The 16,630-nt window shown below is 67.1% G+C and carries 16 protein-coding genes and 1 pseudogene; 8 read left to right on the forward strand and 9 right to left on the reverse strand.

The annotated features are described in order from the left end of the window. Window positions 1-3: 3 nt before the first annotated feature. Together BLW75_RS03385 and cmtR are read right to left on the reverse strand one after the other, a co-directional pair. Window positions 4-657, reverse strand: coding sequence for a cation efflux transmembrane domain-containing protein (locus tag BLW75_RS03385; RefSeq protein WP_034318461.1), 654 nt, complete (start codon window positions 655-657; stop codon window positions 4-6). Further along, window positions 654-980 carry a Cd(II)/Pb(II)-sensing metalloregulatory transcriptional regulator CmtR gene (cmtR, locus tag BLW75_RS03390; RefSeq protein ID WP_034318458.1) on the reverse strand — a complete coding sequence of 109 codons (327 nt, stop codon included), beginning with the start codon at window positions 978-980 and terminating at the stop codon, window positions 654-656. The genes BLW75_RS03385 and cmtR overlap by 4 nt, the downstream gene beginning before the upstream one ends. A 454-nt stretch (window positions 981-1,434) precedes the next feature. On the opposite strand from cmtR, the gene BLW75_RS03395 reads away from it, so the two are divergent. The 4 genes from BLW75_RS03395 to BLW75_RS03410 are packed head-to-tail and all read left to right on the forward strand — an operon-like array spanning window position 1,435 to window position 6,301. Then, entirely contained in the window at window positions 1,435-2,856 is a 1,422-nt protein-coding gene (locus tag BLW75_RS03395; RefSeq protein ID WP_034318454.1) for a family 2B encapsulin nanocompartment shell protein, read from the forward strand. Then, window positions 2,853-4,241: a family 2B encapsulin nanocompartment shell protein gene (locus BLW75_RS03400; RefSeq protein ID WP_034318451.1), complete on the forward strand. Its 1,389-nt coding sequence runs from the start codon at window positions 2,853-2,855 to the stop codon at window positions 4,239-4,241. Before BLW75_RS03395 ends, BLW75_RS03400 begins: the two co-directional genes overlap by 4 nt. Window positions 4,242-4,279: 38 nt before the next feature. After that, complete coding sequence (locus BLW75_RS03405; protein ID WP_034318448.1) at window positions 4,280-5,143, forward strand: geranyl diphosphate 2-C-methyltransferase; 864 nt, start codon at window positions 4,280-4,282, stop codon at window positions 5,141-5,143. 27 nt (window positions 5,144-5,170) lie between these two features. Then, a complete protein-coding gene (locus tag BLW75_RS03410; RefSeq protein ID WP_034318445.1) occupies window positions 5,171-6,301 on the forward strand; it encodes a family 2 encapsulin nanocompartment cargo protein terpene cyclase in 1,131 nt (376 codons plus the stop codon). Window positions 6,302-6,322: 21 nt separating this feature from the next. Here BLW75_RS03410 and ligA read toward each other — a convergent pair whose 3' ends face one another. Further along, the gene (gene ligA, locus BLW75_RS03415; RefSeq protein ID WP_034318442.1) at window positions 6,323-8,314 is read right to left on the reverse strand and encodes an NAD-dependent DNA ligase LigA; all 1,992 of its coding nucleotides are present in this window, start codon (window positions 8,312-8,314) and stop codon (window positions 6,323-6,325) included. 54 nt (window positions 8,315-8,368) lie between these two features. Further along, a complete protein-coding gene (locus BLW75_RS03420) occupies window positions 8,369-9,466 on the reverse strand; it encodes a calcium:cation antiporter (RefSeq protein WP_034318438.1) in 1,098 nt (365 codons plus the stop codon). Between the two features lie 114 nt (window positions 9,467-9,580). Here BLW75_RS03420 and BLW75_RS03425 point away from each other — a divergent pair. Continuing rightward, a pseudogene (locus tag BLW75_RS03425) lies at window positions 9,581-9,994 on the forward strand (aldehyde dehydrogenase family protein); the annotation flags it as partial. Here the strand turns inward: BLW75_RS03425 and BLW75_RS03430 are convergent. Beyond that, window positions 9,966-10,217 carry a hypothetical protein gene (locus BLW75_RS03430; protein WP_034318432.1) on the reverse strand — a complete coding sequence of 84 codons (252 nt, stop codon included), beginning with the start codon at window positions 10,215-10,217 and terminating at the stop codon, window positions 9,966-9,968. The pseudogene BLW75_RS03425 and the gene BLW75_RS03430 sit on opposite strands and share 29 nt — an antisense overlap. A gap of 330 nt (window positions 10,218-10,547) precedes the next feature. Here BLW75_RS03430 and BLW75_RS03435 point away from each other — a divergent pair, with 330 nt between their 5' ends. Next, complete coding sequence (locus BLW75_RS03435; protein WP_241783902.1) at window positions 10,548-10,979, forward strand: hypothetical protein; 432 nt, start codon at window positions 10,548-10,550, stop codon at window positions 10,977-10,979. Window positions 10,980-11,035: 56 nt separating this feature from the next. Here the strand turns inward: BLW75_RS03435 and BLW75_RS03440 are convergent, their stop codons facing one another. The 3 genes from BLW75_RS03440 to BLW75_RS03450 form a co-directional block, all read right to left on the reverse strand. After that, the gene (locus BLW75_RS03440) at window positions 11,036-12,499 is read right to left on the reverse strand and encodes a trypsin-like serine protease (protein ID WP_241783900.1); all 1,464 of its coding nucleotides are present in this window, start codon (window positions 12,497-12,499) and stop codon (window positions 11,036-11,038) included. A 123-nt stretch (window positions 12,500-12,622) separates the two neighbouring features. Beyond that, window positions 12,623-13,024 (reverse strand): hypothetical protein, encoded by a 402-nt coding sequence (locus BLW75_RS03445; RefSeq protein WP_241783898.1) that lies wholly within the window; start codon window positions 13,022-13,024, stop codon window positions 12,623-12,625. A gap of 578 nt (window positions 13,025-13,602) precedes the next feature. After that, window positions 13,603-14,643: a DUF2891 domain-containing protein gene (locus tag BLW75_RS03450; protein WP_091596684.1), complete on the reverse strand. Its 1,041-nt coding sequence runs from the start codon at window positions 14,641-14,643 to the stop codon at window positions 13,603-13,605. 98 nt (window positions 14,644-14,741) lie between these two features. On the opposite strand from BLW75_RS03450, the gene BLW75_RS03455 reads away from it, so the two are divergent. Then, window positions 14,742-15,425, forward strand: coding sequence for a class I SAM-dependent methyltransferase (locus BLW75_RS03455; protein WP_034318423.1), 684 nt, complete (start codon window positions 14,742-14,744; stop codon window positions 15,423-15,425). An 11-nt stretch (window positions 15,426-15,436) separates the two neighbouring features. Here BLW75_RS03455 and BLW75_RS03460 read toward each other — a convergent pair whose 3' ends face one another. After that, entirely contained in the window at window positions 15,437-15,898 is a 462-nt protein-coding gene (locus BLW75_RS03460; protein ID WP_034318419.1) for a nuclear transport factor 2 family protein, read from the reverse strand. An 87-nt stretch (window positions 15,899-15,985) separates the two neighbouring features. Here BLW75_RS03460 and BLW75_RS03465 point away from each other — a divergent pair, with 87 nt between their 5' ends. Beyond that, window positions 15,986-16,558, forward strand: coding sequence for a TetR/AcrR family transcriptional regulator (locus BLW75_RS03465; RefSeq protein ID WP_034318416.1), 573 nt, complete (start codon window positions 15,986-15,988; stop codon window positions 16,556-16,558). Window positions 16,559-16,630 lie beyond the last annotated feature (72 nt).

Consider the following 16,630-nt stretch of genomic DNA (forward strand, 5'->3'; position numbering starts at 1 on the left):
CTTTCAGCAGCAGTGCTCACCGCGCCAGGCCTCGCGGCCTTCCTTGATCGCGACGGCGGCGATGACGAGCGCGACCAGCGGATCGGCCCCGTACCAGCCGAACAGGCTGTTGAGCAGCAGCCCGACGAGCAGCACACCGGAAAGATAGGTGCAGAGCAAGGTCTGCTTCGAGTCGGCGACGGCGCTCGCGGAGCCGAGTTCGCGCCCGGTGCGGCGCTGGGCATAGGACAGGAACGGCATCACGAGCAACGAAACCGCCGCCAGCACGATGCCGACAGGGGAGTGCTCGGCGGGGTCGGCGCCGAACAGGGTGCGGACCGATTCGACGGCGACGTACGCGGCCAGTGCGAAGAAGGACACCGCGATGACCTTGAGTGCGGCGCGTTCGCGGGCTTCGGGGTCCTTCCCGGAGAACTGCCAGGCCACCGCCGCGGCCGAGGCGACCTCGATCACCGAGTCCAGGCCGAAGCCGATCAGGGCCGTCGACGAGGCGATGGTGCCCGCCGAGATGGCGACGATCGCCTCGACGACGTTGTACGTGATCGTCGCGGCGACCAAGAGCCGGACCCGCCGGGAGAGCACGGCACGGCGATCCGGGGTCACTGCGGGCTTCGCGGCGCAGCAGCCGTCCGCGCAGGAACCACTCTCCGCACTCAACGGAGCACCTCGTCCACGCAGGGTTCGGCGGTGTCGACGGCCAGTACGACCTGGACGAGTTCCCGCAGGGCGCGGGCGAGATGCGCGTCCGCCAGCGAGTAACGGACCTGTCGGCCTTCGTAGGTGGCCACGACGAGTCCGCAACCCCGCAGGCAGGCGAGATGGTTCGACACGTTCGAGCGGCTCAGCCCGAGTTGCCCGGCCAGCAGCCCGGGATAGCTCACGCCATCGAGCAGGGCGACCAGGATCCGGCACCGGTTCGGGTCGGCGAGGGCGCGGCCGAGCCGGGCGAGCGCGGCGCCCTGGGTCTCACATGTCAGCACAGGCAGGACAGTACAGTGAACGCTGACATGTCAGCAAGGGCTGAATCATTGACCCGACGGAGTGTCCGGACGCGACCCTCTGTTTCGTCGCGGTCTGTCAAGCCATCGCCGAACACCGACGCCGGAGCGACCCGAAAGAGTCCGGTGTGGCCACTCCAACGGCCGCATCGCGGATACCCGGGGGAGTTCCGGCGGGGCTTCGTGTGACACCTCAGTACAATTGCCGGCCCGATTGCGTGGCCACCGTAGAACGTCGAGTGACCCTGTTCAAAGGCTTTGCAGGCAAGGGGGAATTCGGCATTCGGGTGGCCTTGTCGTATTACCTGAAAGTGCGCTTGTGCGGGAAAAACCCCTTGCTATGTTGATCGTGCGGGCCGCACTTCGGGGCATGACCGGCGCGCCGCGAATTGTGGATCTTGTTTGTTCACACGACTATCGAAGGGTGGACCTTGCTGTGACCGTGACCGAATCGGACACTTCCGCCGAAGGTGTCCAGGGGCCGGAAAATCCGCAGCTGAGCTTGGGCAGGGCCGCCGCGCGCAATCTGGCGACGACCACCAAATCCGTTCCCCAGATGCAGGGAATTTCGTCCCGGTGGCTGCTGAAATCGCTCGAATGGGTTCAGGTGAACGGTGGTGCCTACCGGGTCAACCGGAGGCTCAATTACTCGGTCGGCGACGGACGGGTGACCTTCTCGAAGGCCGGCGCCGAGGTCAGCGTGATCCCGGCGGAACTGGGAGAACTGAAGCCACTCAAGGGATATGACGACGAAGAAGTACTCACCGAACTCGCCCGCCGATTCGAGCAGCAGGAAGTGGCGGCAGGCGACGTACTCGTCGAATTCGGCCACCGGGCCGACCGGGTCTACCTCATCGCACACGGCAAGATCACCAAAACCGGCCCTGGTCCCTACGGAGACGAGACCGCGCTGGGCGTGGTCAAGGACGGCGACTACTTCGGCGCGCAAGCCCTCGTGGACGGTGACGGCATCTGGGAGTTCACCGCGAAGGCGGCCACCGCCTGCACCGTGCTCACCCTGTCCCGACTGGACTTCGAGCGCGTACTGGAGGAGTCCGAATCGCTGCAGGCGCAGATCGAGCAGGCGTCACAGGATTCCGGACGCGCCAACGACTTCGGCGAGGCCGAGATCGACATCTCGTCCGGGCACGATGGCGAGCCACTGCTCCCGGGCACGTTCGTCGACTACGAGACCTCGCCGCGCGAATACGAACTGAGCGTGGCCCAGACGGTGCTCCGGGTCCACAGCCGGGTGTCCGATCTCTACAACCAGCCGATGGACCAGACCGAGCAGCAGTTGCGGCTGACCATCGAGGCGCTGCGTGAGCGGCAAGAACACGAAATGATCAACAACACGGACTTCGGCCTGCTCCACAACGCCGACTTCACCCAGCGCATCGCGACCCGGACCGGTCCGCCCACTCCGGACGATTTCGACGATCTGCTCGCACTGGTGTGGAAGGAACCCGGCTTCTTCCTCGCGCATCCGCGCACGATCGCCGCGTTCAGCCGCGAATGCAGCAAACGCGGGATCTACCCGACCGGAACCGATCTCGGCGGCCACAAGGTGCCGTCCTGGCGCGGGGTGCCGATCCTGCCCTGCAACAAGATCCCGGTGAGCCAGACCAGTACGAGTTCCGTCCTGCTGATGCGCACCGGCGAGAAGAACCAGGGCGTCGTCGGCCTGCGTCAGATCGGCCTGCCGGACGAATACGAGCCCGGCCTGAACGTCCGGTTCATGGGGATCTCGGAGCAGGCGATCATCTCCTACCTCGTCAGCACCTACTACTCCGCGGCCGTACTCGTCCCGGACGCGCTGGCCGTCCTCGAAGCCGCCGAACTCGGCCGCGAAGGATGACCGCCACGACGCCGGAGGCCGACCGGCGGCTCAGCCTCGGCCCCGCCGCCGCACGCAACCTGGCGACGACCACCAAGACCCGGCCGCAGATGCAGAGCATCACGCCGCGCTGGCTGCTGAAGATGTTGCCCTGGGTCGAGGCGTCCGGCGGTACCTTCCGGGTCAACCGGCGGCTCACCTACGCGATCGGTGACGGGCGGGTGAGCTTCACCAACGTCGGCACCGAGGTCCGGGTCGTCCCGCAGGAACTCGCGGAATTGGCCCTGCTGCGGGGTTTCGACGACGAGGACACACTCACCGCGCTCGCCGACCGATTCGTGCAGCACGAGTACCAGCCCGGCGAGACCATCGTCGGCCACGGGACTCCGCTCGACGAGGTCGTGCTGGTCGCGCACGGCAAGATCGCCAAGGTGGTGCCGGGTGAGTACGGCGCCGAAGCCTCGGTCGGCAGCATGGCCGACGGTGACCACTTCGGTGACGAAATGCTCGCCGGCATCGACCGGAACTGGCCGTTCACCGCCAAGGCCGTCACCCCGGTGATCGTGCTGACCCTGCGTGCCGAAGACTTCGCCGACCTCAACGGCCGGTCCGAGGCGATGCGCCGCCATGTCCAGGACATGCTGGCGCATAAGGGAAAGCCGCAGAACGCCAAGGGCGAGGCCGAGATCGGGATGGCGTCGGGGCACGACGGCGAGCCCTTGCTTCCCGGCACGTTCGTCGACTACGAGATCTCGCCGCGCGAATACGACCTCGCCGTCGCGCAGACGTCGCTGCGGGTGCACACGCGGGTGACCGATCTCTACAACGGGCCGATGGACCAGTTCGACGAGCAACTCCGGCTGACCGTGGCGGCGCTGCGGGAGCGGCAGGAGTACGACCTGATCAACAACCGCGAGTTCGGACTCCTGCACAACGCCGACCTCAAGTCGCGGTTCCAGACCCGGTCGGGTCCGCCGACCCCCGACGACATGGACGAACTCGTCAGCCGTCGCCGCAAGACGAAGTTCTTCCTCGCCCATCCGAAGGCGATCGCCGCGTTCGGCAGGGAATGCACGCGCCGCGGCCTGTATCCGGAGGGCACCATGGTCGACGGGAAGGTGGTCGCCGCGTGGCGCGGCGTGCCGCTGCTGCCCTGCGACAAGATCCCGATCACCGACAGCGGCACGTCCGCGATCCTCGCGATGCGGACCGGTATCGAGGACAACGGCGTGATCGGGCTGCACCAGACCGGCCTGCCCGACGAGTACGAGCCGGGTCTGAACGTGCGTTTCGACGGCATCAACGAACAGGCGATCGCCAGCTACCTGGTCAGCACCTACTACTCGGCCGCCGTGCTCGTTCCGGACGCGCTCGGCGTTCTGGAGAACGTCGAGGTCGCGCGGTGACGACAACGAACAACAACGCTCCAGAAAGGACAACACACGTGACCATCGCCCGTACTCCCGTTCCTGCCAAGGTGTTGCGCACCGAGTACCAGAAATCGGTGGCGTCGTACTGGAACAAGGAGAAGGATCCGGTCAACCTGCGGCTGGGCGATGTGGACGGGCTCTACCACCACCACTACGGGATCGGCGAGGTCGACTGGTCGGTGCTGGAAGGCCCCGAGAACACTCGCGACGAGCGGATCATCGCCGAGATGCACCGGCTGGAGACCGCTCAGGCGGACGTCCTGCTCGATCACCTCGGCGACGTCAAACCGGACGACCGGCTCCTCGACGCCGGCTGCGGACGCGGCGGATCCAGCATCATGGCCAACGCGCGATTCGGCTGTCACGTCGACGGGATCTCCATCTCCGAGAAGCAGGTCGAGTTCGCCAATCACCAGGCGGAGATCAGGGGCGTCGCCGACCGGGTGCGCTACCACTTCCGCAACATGCTCGACACCGGCTTCGAAACCGGCTCGCGCAAGGCGATCTGGAACAACGAAAGCACGATGTACGTCGACCTCCACGAACTCTTCGCCGAGCACGCAAGGCAGCTGGAGTTCGGCGGGCGGTACGTCACCATCACGGGGTGCTACAACGACGTGACCGGTGGCCGGTCCAAGGCCGTCGCGCAGATCGACCAGCACTACACCTGCAACATCCATCCGCGCAGTGAGTACTTCAAGGCCATGACGGCGAACGGACTGGTGCCGATCTCGGTGGTGGATCTGACGCCGGACACGATCCCGTACTGGGAGCTGCGGGCGAAGTCGTCGGTGGCGACCGGGATCGAAGGACCGTTCTTGGACGCCTATCGCGAAGGCAGCTTCCACTACCTGCTGATCGCCGCCGACCGCGTCTGATCCCCGCGAGACCATCGGAGCGAAGCGATGACCGAACAGGGTGCGCTCGCCACACTGCTGGCCGGTCCGAGCGGGCTGGGCACGTCGGCCGCCCGGCTGGCGGCCCGGCTGACCGCTGTTCCTCAGGAGGCTCCGCCGCCTGAGGAACACGGTCTGGACCCGGCGTATGCCTACCGGCCGTGGGGCGACGGATCGGCGCCGCCGGTGTACTGCCCCGTCACCGAACGGATCAACGATCCACTCGCCCAAGAGGTCGACCGGCGGCTCGTCCGGTGGGCGGGGGAGTGCGGCTTCGGCGAGGAGGAGTGCGAGCAGATCGGGAAGGCGGGATTCGGCAGGCTCGTCATGCTCGCCCACCCGGACTGCGAGGATCCCGACAGGCTGCTGATCTCCGCGCGGCTCAACGCCGCGTGGTGGGCGGCCGACGACCTCTACGCCGACGACACCTCCCTCGGCGCCGTGCCTGCCGAGCTGCCGCCGAAGCTCGCGCTGGCGATGGCCGCGATGGACCCGGTGCCGTCGCTGGGCGAATTCAGCCGCGACCTCGACGAAACACTGCGGAACGACCGGGTTCTCGTGGCGCTGGGCTCGGCGACGGACTTCCTGCGGCGATCCGGGACCGCCGCGCAGGTCCAGCGAGTCTGCTACTCGACCTTCGCGATGTTCGTGAGCTGGACCGCCTACGCCGCGTGGCGCCACAGCGGGAAATACCCGCCGGCATGGGAGTACCTCGCGGCGCGGCAGCACGACAGCTTCTACACCTCGATGACGTTGATCGACGTCCTCGGTGGCTACGAACTGACTTCGAATCTGTACTACGACCCGCGGGTCCGGGAGGCGGCGATCCAAGCGGGGACGGCGTCCGTACTCGTCAACGACGTGCACTCGGTCACCAAGGACCTGGAGGACGAGTCGCCGCCCTGCAACGCGGTCCTGCTGATCGCCGACGACCGGAAATGCTCGATCGAAGAGGCCACGGCGATCACCGTCGAATTGCACAACGACGTCGTCCGGGACTTCCAATCCGCGTACGAAAAGCTGAGCACGGTCCCTTCCATCGAGCTGCAACGGTTCCTGCGCGGACTGCGTGGGTGGATGGGCGGCGGTTTCGAATGGCACTCGACGAGTCCCCGGTACCGGACGAAGCCCAGCGTTTAGTCCTCTGAATGCGGAAGGAGGCTAAACGACACCGGCTCCGATCAGCTGCTGCCAGATCACGCCTTGGTCCACGACCTCGACTTCGAGTTTCTCGGCCTTGGTGAGTTTGCTCGCCCCGACGTCGGCGCCGGTGATCAGCATGTCCGTGTTCGCCGAAACCGAGGACGCGATGGTCGCGCCCGCCCTCTCGCACAGCCGCTGGAAGGTCGGGCGCGGCACCTTCTCACCGGAGCGGGGGTCGCTGATCGAGCCGGTGACCACCACCGTCTTGCCTTCCAGTGGCGCACCGGCCGCGACGACCGGTGGGAGGTCTTCCTCGCGTACGTCCAGTGAGACTCCGGCTTCCCGCAGCCTCTCGAGCTCGGGACGCAGCCGGGTGAGATGCTCGATCAGGGACGCGGCGACCTTCGGGCCGATGTCCTCCACGGCGACGAGACCTTCCTCGCCGGCGTCTGCGACGGCTTCCAGCGAACCGAACCCTGCCCGGCACAGCCGCGCGGCGGTGCCCTCGGAGGCCATCGGGATCGCGAGCCCGATCAGCGCCCGGCGCAGGCCGACGGCCCGGCTCGCTTCGATCGACTCGATCATGCGGGTGGCGGAGATTTCGCCGATGCGGTCGAACTCCAGCAGCTTCTCCTTGGTGAGGCGGTAGAAGTCCGACGGGTGTTCGAGAATCCCGGCCTCGGCGAGCCGCTCGATCCAGACGCCGCCGATCGCGTCGATGTCCGCGGCCGCGCGAGACGCCCAGTGGATCAGCCGCCGGACGGTCTGGGCGGGGCAGGCGACGTTGGTGCAGAACAGTTCCCGGCTGTTGCCCTGTTCGGTCAGCGGTTCTTGGCACGACGGGCATACCGAGGGCGGCACGATCTCCCGCTCCTCGCCGGTGCGTTTGGCGGCGTCGAGGACGCCCGCCACGAAGGGGATCACGTCGCCCGCGCGGCGCACCAGCACGGTGTCGCCGATCTTGATGCCCCGGGCCTTGATGACCTCTTGGTTGGCCAGCGTCGCCCTGGTGACGGTGGTCCCGCCGACGAATACCGGTTCCAGCCACGCGACGGGCGCGATCTTGCCGGTCTTGCCGACGTCCCAGACGACATCGGCGAGCACGGTGGTCTTCTCCTCGGCGGCGAACTTGAACGCCAGCGCGCCGCGCGGTGAGCTGGACCTGGTCCCGGCGGCGGCGTACGCGTCGCGATCCGCCAGACGCAGCACGGCACCGTCGAGGTCGTAGTCGAGTTCGTTGCGCTGCTGCTCGATCGTCGTGATGACCGCCTGTGCCGCCTCGGCGTCCTCGCAGTGACGCATGTCGGCTGCGGCGAACCCGAGCGTCCGCAGCGCGCCGTCGAGATCGGTTTCCGCGCTTTCGGGCTCGGTGGAGAGATCGAAGGCGAAGAACTGGAGACGTCGTTCGGCGACCGTTGCCGGATCCTTGGCACGCAGCGTGCCCGCGGCGGCGTTGCGCGGGTTGATCAGCGGTTTGTCCGGGTGAACCTTGTTGTAGGCGGCGAAAGTGGAGCGCAGCATGACCGCTTCACCGCGGACCTCGACCCGGCCGGGGGCGTCGACCTTGTCCGGGACACCGTCGGTCAGTGCGCGGACGAGCATGGTCACGTCGTCGCCCGTGGTCCCGTCGCCGCGGGTGACCGCCCTGGCGAGCCGTCCGTTTTCGTAGACCAGCGCCAGCGACAGGCCGTCGAGCTTCGGCATGACGACCACCGGCTGCCCGGGGAACCGGGTGAAGAACGCCGCGACCTGCTCGGGCTTGGTCGCCTTCTCCAGCGACAACATCGGGCGCGAGTGCCGGATGGGCGCGTGCAGGATGGCGGGCGCGCCGACCTGGTCGAGCGGGTTCGGATCGGGAGCGAGCTCGGGGTTCGCCTCGATGAGCCCGCGCAATTCGTCTTCGATCGCGTCGTAGTCGGCGTCGGCGACCTTCGGCGAGCCTCGGTAGTAGGCGTCGCGAAGGACGACGATCTGATCGGCGAGTTCTTGGATGCGGTCCCGAGCGTTCACGGGGCAGAGATTACCCGGGACCACCGACAGAACACCGTCCGAAGAGGACTCGTGTCACGGGTTGATGGCCAGCACCAGGAACGCGGCCAGCAGGACCAGGTGCACCCCGCCCTGCAGCCGGGTCGCCCGGCCGGGGACGACGGTGAGCACGCTGACCGCGATCGTCAGCGCCAGCAGCACGATATGCGTGGCGCCGAGGCCCAGCATCAACGGTCCGTCCAGCCAGATCGACGCCAGCGCGATGGTCGGGATGGTGAGCCCGATGCTCGCGATCGCCGAACCGTAGGCGAGGTTCAGGCTGGTCTGCATCCGGTCGCGCCGTGCGGCCCGGGTCGCGGCCAGTGTCTCCGGCAGCAGCACCAGCATGGCGATCACGACGCCGACGAACGACTGCGGGAAGCCCGCGGCGCGGACCCCCGCTTCGATCGCGGGCGATTCGACCTTGGCCAGTCCGACGACGGCGACGAGCGCGACCAGCAGGAGCCCCAGGCTGGTCAGGGCCGCCTTGTTGGTCGGCGGTTCGGCGTGCTCCTCTTCTTTCACGGCGCCATCACTGTCGACCGGCAGGAAGAAGTCGCGGTGGCGCACGGTCTGCGTGAGCACGAAGAGTCCATAGAGCAGCAGCGACGCGACCGCGGCGAAGGTGAGCTGCGTGCCGTTGAAGGCCGGGCCGGGGGTGCTCGTGGTGAACGTGGGCAGCACGAGGGTGACGGAGGCGAGTGTCGCCACGGTGGCGAGCGCGCCGCCACTGCCTTCGGGATTGAAGTGCGTCTCGCCGTAGCGGCGGGCGCCGACCATGAGCGAGATGCCGGCGATGCCGTTCATCGTGATCATCACCGCGGCGAACACGGTGTCGCGGGCGAGGGTTCCGGCCTCGGGGCCGCCGGAGGACATCATCGTCACGATCAGCGCGACCTCGATGACCGTGACCGCGATCGCCAGCACGAGCGAGCCGAAGGGTTCCCCGACACGGTGAGCGACCACCTCGGCGTGGTGCACCGCGGCCAGCACCGTCCCGCCGAGCGCGAGCGCGACGATCGCCACGGGCACCGGGCCCAGGTCGCGGCCCCAGCTCAGCGCCAGCACGACTATGGCGAGGACCGGCATGACGGTGGTCCAAGACACGGGGAATCGTCTGCGCGAAGCGGCCATGACGCCACCTTCGCACACTCTGTGTGACGTCGCCCCTCCATAGGGGTCGCGGGGTGACGCAGTTCTTAGCCAGCACCGACTCCGTCGAGGAAGGTCTCGACGAGCAGGTCCACGGCGCGGCTGGTCACCGGAGGACGCGAAGTCCCGGCTGGCCTGGACAAGGGCAACTACGTCACGCCGACGTTGTTCGCCGACGTCGACAGCACGATGCGCATCGCCAAGGAGGAGATCTTCGGGCCGGTGTTGGTCGTCATTCCGTACGCCGACGAAGACGACGCGATCCGCATCGCCAACGATTCGGAGTACGGGCTCTCCGGCGGCGTCTGGTCCGCGGACGAGGAACGCGCGCTTGCCGTCGCCCGGCGAATGCGCACCGGGACCGTCACCGTCAACGGTGCGCCGATCGGCTTCGACGGCCCCTTCGGCGGCTACAAGGCCAGCGGAATCGGCCGTGAATACGGTGCCGCGGGCCTCGCCCAGTACGTGGAACTCAAGACCATCACGAAAGACGGGCGTCGGGGATCCTGACGGTGATCCGGTCGTCCGCGGCGACGATCCGCTGAAGGCGGAACCGGCATAGGGTGTAGAACATTTCACCCAGCTCTTCGGGGTCGATACGGCCTTCGAGGTCGCGCTTGCTCGCGTTGAGCACCCGGCTGATCACGGCCGAGGGCACCCGGCCCCCGAACTCGCCCATCAGCCAGACAGCGATTTCGCCGATCTCGTCCGTGATCGTGCGCTGCGCGGTCATCGGCCGTACCTCTTCGCGTCGGAGTGTCACGACACTCCGACGGACGACCGGAACACCCATGACGGGATACCCGCGAGATTGCTCTGCTCGGCCTAACCAGAGTCGGTTGCACCGAACCTTGCATCGGGCCGGGCCGATCTCCGGGAGAACCCCGATGTGATCGACAGCCGGGTGTGTCAGCCTCGAGGTTGACCATTGTGGACAGTCAGGAAGGAGGGCACACGCGTAGTGGCCCCAGCAAGTGATGAAGAGACCACGCGATGGATAGCGGAGTTGATGGCCCTCTGTGAGCTCTACCGATCCGCGGAGAGCGCGGGATCGGCAGAGGCGGTGTCACACGCGGGGTGGCACACCGGGGCCCGGATCGGGACGAGCACCGCGGACGGGCGGATGCTGGCCTACCACGATTCGGGTGTGGAGGCGGAGTGCGTCTTCCGGGAGGGAGAGCGCCCGCTGTTCAACATCATGAGCACCGGATACGGGAGCGACACCGGCGAGCGCGGGTTCGCGGTATGGAGCAGACGACCGGGCGTGCTCGGAGCGATCGACGACGGGGTGACGCGCCTGGAGGTGACCGACGCGGACGGTGACGTCGTCCGGGCCGCGATCGTGGCGCACACCTTCGCCGTGGACGTGGACCTGGGTCCGGTGCCCCAGACGATCGACGAAGTGTTCGCCCCATGGGAGCCGCCGGAGCTGACCGTCCGGGTGTACGGCGAGGGCGGCGCGCTGCGATACGAAGGTCCTCTGCTGACCGCGTGAAAATACGTGAAGGCCCCCTTCAGGAGAGGAAAGGGGGCTTTCACGTCCTTGTGAGGTCAGCCGTTCGGAGTGGTGATCACCGCGAACTTGGATCCCTGGCCGGCGATCCGCTCGCTGAGATCGGTGGTGATCGTCTCGATCGGCGCGTAGTTGTTCAGTTCCCCGGCCTGGCAGGGGCCCGACCGGGACTGCTGGTTGCCGACCAGGATGCCGAGCGCCGCGTGGTCGGCCTGGCTGAACAGCGGTCCGCCGCTGTCGCCCGGACGGGCGCAGAGGTCGGTGTTGATGCCGACGTCCGTGGAGAGCACACGTCCGCACCGGGTCCCGACGAGGTAGCCGGCGCCCGCGCCGCTGTCCACGGAATCGGGGTAGTTCACCGCGCTCGACGCCGTCCCGGAGGCGCAGACGACATACCCGGCCTTGATGTCGGCGAGCTTGCGGGCACTGGTGATGTACTCGTCGACCGAGGTGGCCTGCGCCCCGCACGGGGTGTCACCGTTGCTGTCCATGCCACCGTTGCGGCAGTACTTCAGCACGCGGTTGCGGCCGGTCTGGCCTTCGAGCCACTGCGTCGCCGCCGCGTCGTTCACGTACGGCAGGGCCGCGTAGTCGTACGGGTACGAGCTCTTCTCGATGCCGTGCTGCTGCAGGACGTCGTTGCCGTTGTGCTGCGTCGGCGTGTTGTTGGTCTTGGTCCGCATGCAGTGGCCGGCGGTGAGCACCCAGCCCTTGCCGGAGAAACCGCCACCGGTGGACCGCAGGTTGAAGCCGCTGGTGCAACCGCCCCACGTGCCGTTGTCGCGCTTCATGTCCAGCCGGATGCCGCCCCGCATCGGCCCGTAGTTCGTGCAGTAGAGCGGATGACAGAACCCCAGATCCACGTTCGCCGTGGACAGCGCGTTCGGGTTCTTCAGCACGCGAGAGACGACCATGCCGGATTCCGCCGCCGTGGCCTGGCCGGCGGAGTTCGTCTCGGCGGACGCGGTGCGCTTGGCCGCCTTTTCCTGCGCCACCCACTCGCGTTCCCAAAGCACGACACGGTTTTCGGACTCGCTCACCGAAGGCAGGTAGACCGCTTCCGGGCCGGCACCGACCTTGGCCGCGACACGTTCTTTCGCCGCCGTGAGCTGCTGCAACGAGTGCTGGACCTGTTGCGTGCGAACGGCGGACCGGACGGGCATCGCCCTCAGGTACGGCTCGGCCGCCGAGGGCTTGGTCATCGCCACGACCAGCTGCCCCTTGTCCTGATCGAGCCACATGCCGCCGTATTCGGTGCCCCGGTCGCGGCGCAGCAGTTCGTCCAGCTTGAGGCTGTCGGTCTGCAATTCCAGGCGCCGCAGCGCCTCCTGCTCGCTCACTCCGTAGTTCTCGACCAGATAGCGCATCGACTCCCGCACCGAAGCGGGGTCGAGCGAGGTGTGGAACGACCGCACGGTGTCGGCCGACGCCGGGCTGCCCAGTGCCGTGGCCGCTGCCAGCACCGAAACGGCCAGGGCCCCCAGTCTTCTAGCTCTCCGCACGAGATCTCCTCACATGTCGGGACTTCGCGATCATTCAACCGGAAGCCACCGCCTGGGTGGGGAGATTTTCCGACATCGCCGGGCCCCGTGCCCGCGAGGCGGCGGGCACGGGGCGCGATTCGGCTACAGACTCGGTTCTCGTCGCTGTTTTCCCTGCCGGGACTTGATGATCCAAGCGCCGAGGAGGGTCAGGAGACCGACGGAGGTCCCCGCCGACACCCCGATTTGCGGCGTGCTGATCCGGACGACGCCGACGACGATTCCGCCGCCGATCGTCAGCAGGAGGCACATCCGCAGGGTCGGTGCCCAGCCGGCGAGGACCGCCATCGCCAGGCAGAGCCAACTGTCGCGCGTCTGCTCTTTGCGATGGCGTCCCGGTGTCCTCAGCAGCGGCCGCGCCGCGCGGATCATTTCCGCGGACGTCGCCACTCGCCGAGGCGGCTTCTCGGCGTGTTCGATGACGACTTTGACCCGTTGGGGCGGCTCGTTGTCTGGTGTCTTCGTGTTGTCAGGCTGTAGGGTCACGACCGTCCTGTCCTTGTTCTAGCGAGCGGGCGAATGGACATCCGCGTGGCCTCCTGTGACAGCAGGGGGCCACGCGTGCGTTACCGGTTCTTGACCGGTGCGGCTGAAGACATCTTGGCGAAAGCAGACTGTGACCGTTCAGTAGTACAGCGTGTGTCGCGCTGAACGGTATGCACGCGTCGCTCAACGGTCTGGGTGACGCCGAAAACTACTCAAAGTAGTGGGTGGGGCCGAATGGACCAATGCCGCGTGGAGGCCTCCGCGGCCCGGAATCTTGCCTTCCCTCCGTCGAGCCAGGTCATCGCCGGATATGCGGTGACAGCGAAGGCTGCAGGTGGAGGTCGACATTGGCATCTTGGCACAGGCTGTTTTCGCATTGTGCGAAATGCTGATCGCAACCGTCGGGTTCGGTCGAACTTCGTCCAAGCTCGACGAGATTCGAGCAGTCGTGCTCACGCTGGGTTCACCCGATCAGGCGGCTCTTCGTCCGTTAGTCGCCCCGCTCGGCTTACCAACAGCGAGTGACTGCTCTGAACGGGTGGTCGCATTCCGCACACACTGCTCGCGGTGCCGTCGGCTCAGCTGAGCAGGAGGAGCGCGTAGTAGGCAAGGAAGTGTTCGACCATGTAAGAGCCGCCCGTGGTCTGCCCGAGTGAAGCGTGGGTATGGGCGTGCGTGGCTTCGAGTGCGGCGGGGATCCGGTCGTCGACGCCGGGGAGGGCGTCCGCGATGCGGTGCCAGCACCACGCCCGATGCAGGTTGAGACCGTGCAGGTGGGCGAGCTGTCCGTCGGAGGTGTCCGTCACGGTCGCCGGGGCGAAGAGGGTCGCGGGCTTCCGTTCCGCGATACCTGGCAGGAAACCGTCCAGCCAATCGGCGAATTCGGCCGCGGGCATCAGACGGGACATGAGCTCGGCTTCGGCGAGCGCGGGGGACAGGAAATCGGCCCCGGACGGTTCCCAGGAACCGGGGTAATCGCGGTCGGATCCGAACCACCGCCATGCGGTCTCGGTGATGAGGCCGTGCAGCCGCGGGTCGCCATGATCAGCGAGGTGTCTCGCGTACGGCAGAGCGCGGGACAACCCGAACGCGCCGTTGTCATGCACCCCGTACCGGATCGGGTAGGTGGCCTGGGGAAGCCAGTCGAGGTAGCGGTTCACGAAGACCGAACTCAACTCCTGTAGCCCCACCGACCAGCGTGCGGCGTCCGGGTCGTCCCAGGTGGAGGTTTCGAAGGTGAGTTCCAGCAACGCCGACCAGCCGTACGGGCGTTGGGTGTTGCGGTGTTCCTCAGGCGCGAAGTAAGCGGCCTCGCGCGCGAGTCTCTCGACGGTCAAGTGCTCGTCGGGAAGAGCGCGGATCTCCTTGGCGGGCACGAGTTCGGCGTGCTGGCGCAGTAAACGAACGAGCACCCAGAACATCTCCACGCAGGAATGCCAGTCGAAACTGCCGTAGAAACACGGGTGCGACAGCCGAGGGGACAGGATGGGCACGCCTTCGACATGCCAGTGACTCTCGTGGTGAGGATATTCGCGCACGACGTTCGAAAGCGCCGTCCTGGCCAACGCGCCGGCATTCGACTTCAGCAGCCGCTCGCGTTCGAAAACCCCATCGGTCATCGCACTGCCCCTCGTGAGTTCCGTGTCTGGATGGACGACACGACGCGGCCGGGATGTCGTCGCCCGCCCTCTGCCGCTCACGACGTTACGATGCCGGAGTGGACGAACGACCGATCACCACGGCGCAGCGCAACTTCCGGCGGGTCGCCGACAAGCTGGAAAGCATGGGGACCCAGGATCGTTTCACCTACATCTTCCGTTCCCGGTTGTGGAGTTCCTCCTCGGTCTCCGGGCCGGGCTCGGAGTCGGTCCAGACGCGGGAATTGAGCGACCGGTTACCGGATCTCCTCGATCGTTTCGGGGTGCGCACCCTGCTCGACCTGCCGTGCGGCGACTACGGCTGGCTCAGTGACGTGGGCCTTGAACTCGACCGGTACATCGGTGCCGACATCGTTCCCGATCTGGTCGAGATGAACGCCGAACGGTTCCGGGACGACCCGGTCCACGAGTTCCGGGTGCTCGATCTGACCGGTGATCCGCTGCCGTCGGCCGATCTCGTGCTGTGCCGGGATTGCCTGGTCCATCTGAGTTTCGCCGATATCCGGCGAGCCTTGCGCAACCTGCGGCGGAGTGGTTCCCGCTACCTGCTGACCACGACGTTCACCGAATTGCGGACCAACACCGACATCGTGACCGGCGACTGGCGGCCGTTGAATCTGTGCCGGGAGCCGTTCGGGTTCCCGGAACCGCTGGCCGTGCTGGTCGAGGGATGCACCGAGGAGGACGGCGCCTACGCCGACAAATCCTTGGGCTTGTGGGAGATCGCCGCGATCGTGGACTGATCGCGGCGGCTTCACCGAAGCGGGAAGTCGGCGCCGTGTTCCTCCTTCGGGCGCGGGCCGTGGATGCGCCGCTCGGCCTCGGAGATGGCGACGTCGTTGATGCTCGCCTCCCGGCGGCTCATGAGACCGTGCTCGTCGAACTCCCACAATTCGTTGCCGTGGCTACGCCATGACCTGCCGGCCCGGTCGTGCCATTCGTACTGGAAACGGACGGCGATCCGGTTCTCGGTGAACGCCCAAAGGTTCTTGCGCAGCGCGTAATCGAGTTCCCGCTCCCATTTGCCGGTCAGGAACGTGACGATCTCCTCGCGGCCTCGGACGAAGGTCTCCCGGTTCCGCCACACCGAGTCCGGCGTGTACGCCGACGCCACCTTGCGCGGATCCCGGGTGTTCCAGGCGTCCTCGGCCGCTTGGACCTTCCGCAGCGCCGTCTCGCGGGTGAACGGCGGATAGGGCGGGCGATCTTCGGTCATGTCGAACCTCCTCAGGTAGAGAACGTGCGTTCTCAACGTTCGTCGCCTACGATAGGGAACGCACGTTCTCGACGTCAAGGAGACCCGATGCCGGCCGCCGTCACCGCTGAGCAGAACCGCGTTGATCGTGAAGCGCTGCTCGACGCCGCTGAGCAACTCTTCTACGAGAACGGCATCCAGGCGGTCGGGATGGACCAGGTCCGGGCGGCGTCCGGCCTCTCGCTCAAGCGGATCTACCGGTTCTTCGAAGCCAAGGAAGACCTCGTGGTGGCGATGCTCAAACGTCGTGATCTGCGCTGGCGGGGCAGCCTGGCCGCCCATGTGGACCGCGTCGCGGATCCCCGCGAGCGGGTGCTCGCGGTCTTCGACTGGCTTGCCGAGTGGTTCGCCGAACCGGGTTTCCGCGGCTGCGCCTGGATCAACGCCCACGGCGAACTCGGCGCGTCGTCCGAGGCGGTGCTGGCCGAGGTGCGGGCGCACAAACAAGCGTTCCACGACCAGATCGACACCTGGGTGCGGGCAACGGGACTGCCGGTGACCGAACCGGTCTATCTGCTCGCCGAGGGGGCCATCGTGACGGCAGGAATCAGTGGTGACCCGGTGCCCGCCCGCCAGGCGCGCGAGGCGGTCGCGGCGTTGCTCGGAAGGCCGTCACCATGAAGGGACCGTCAGAACCTCGACGCGAGGGTAGCCTTTCTGGCGTTCGGAATGCCCGCGCTCGGTGGAGAACGG

The organism is Amycolatopsis lurida, from assembly GCF_900105055.1.
GTDB lineage: Bacteria > Actinomycetota > Actinomycetes > Mycobacteriales > Pseudonocardiaceae > Amycolatopsis > Amycolatopsis lurida.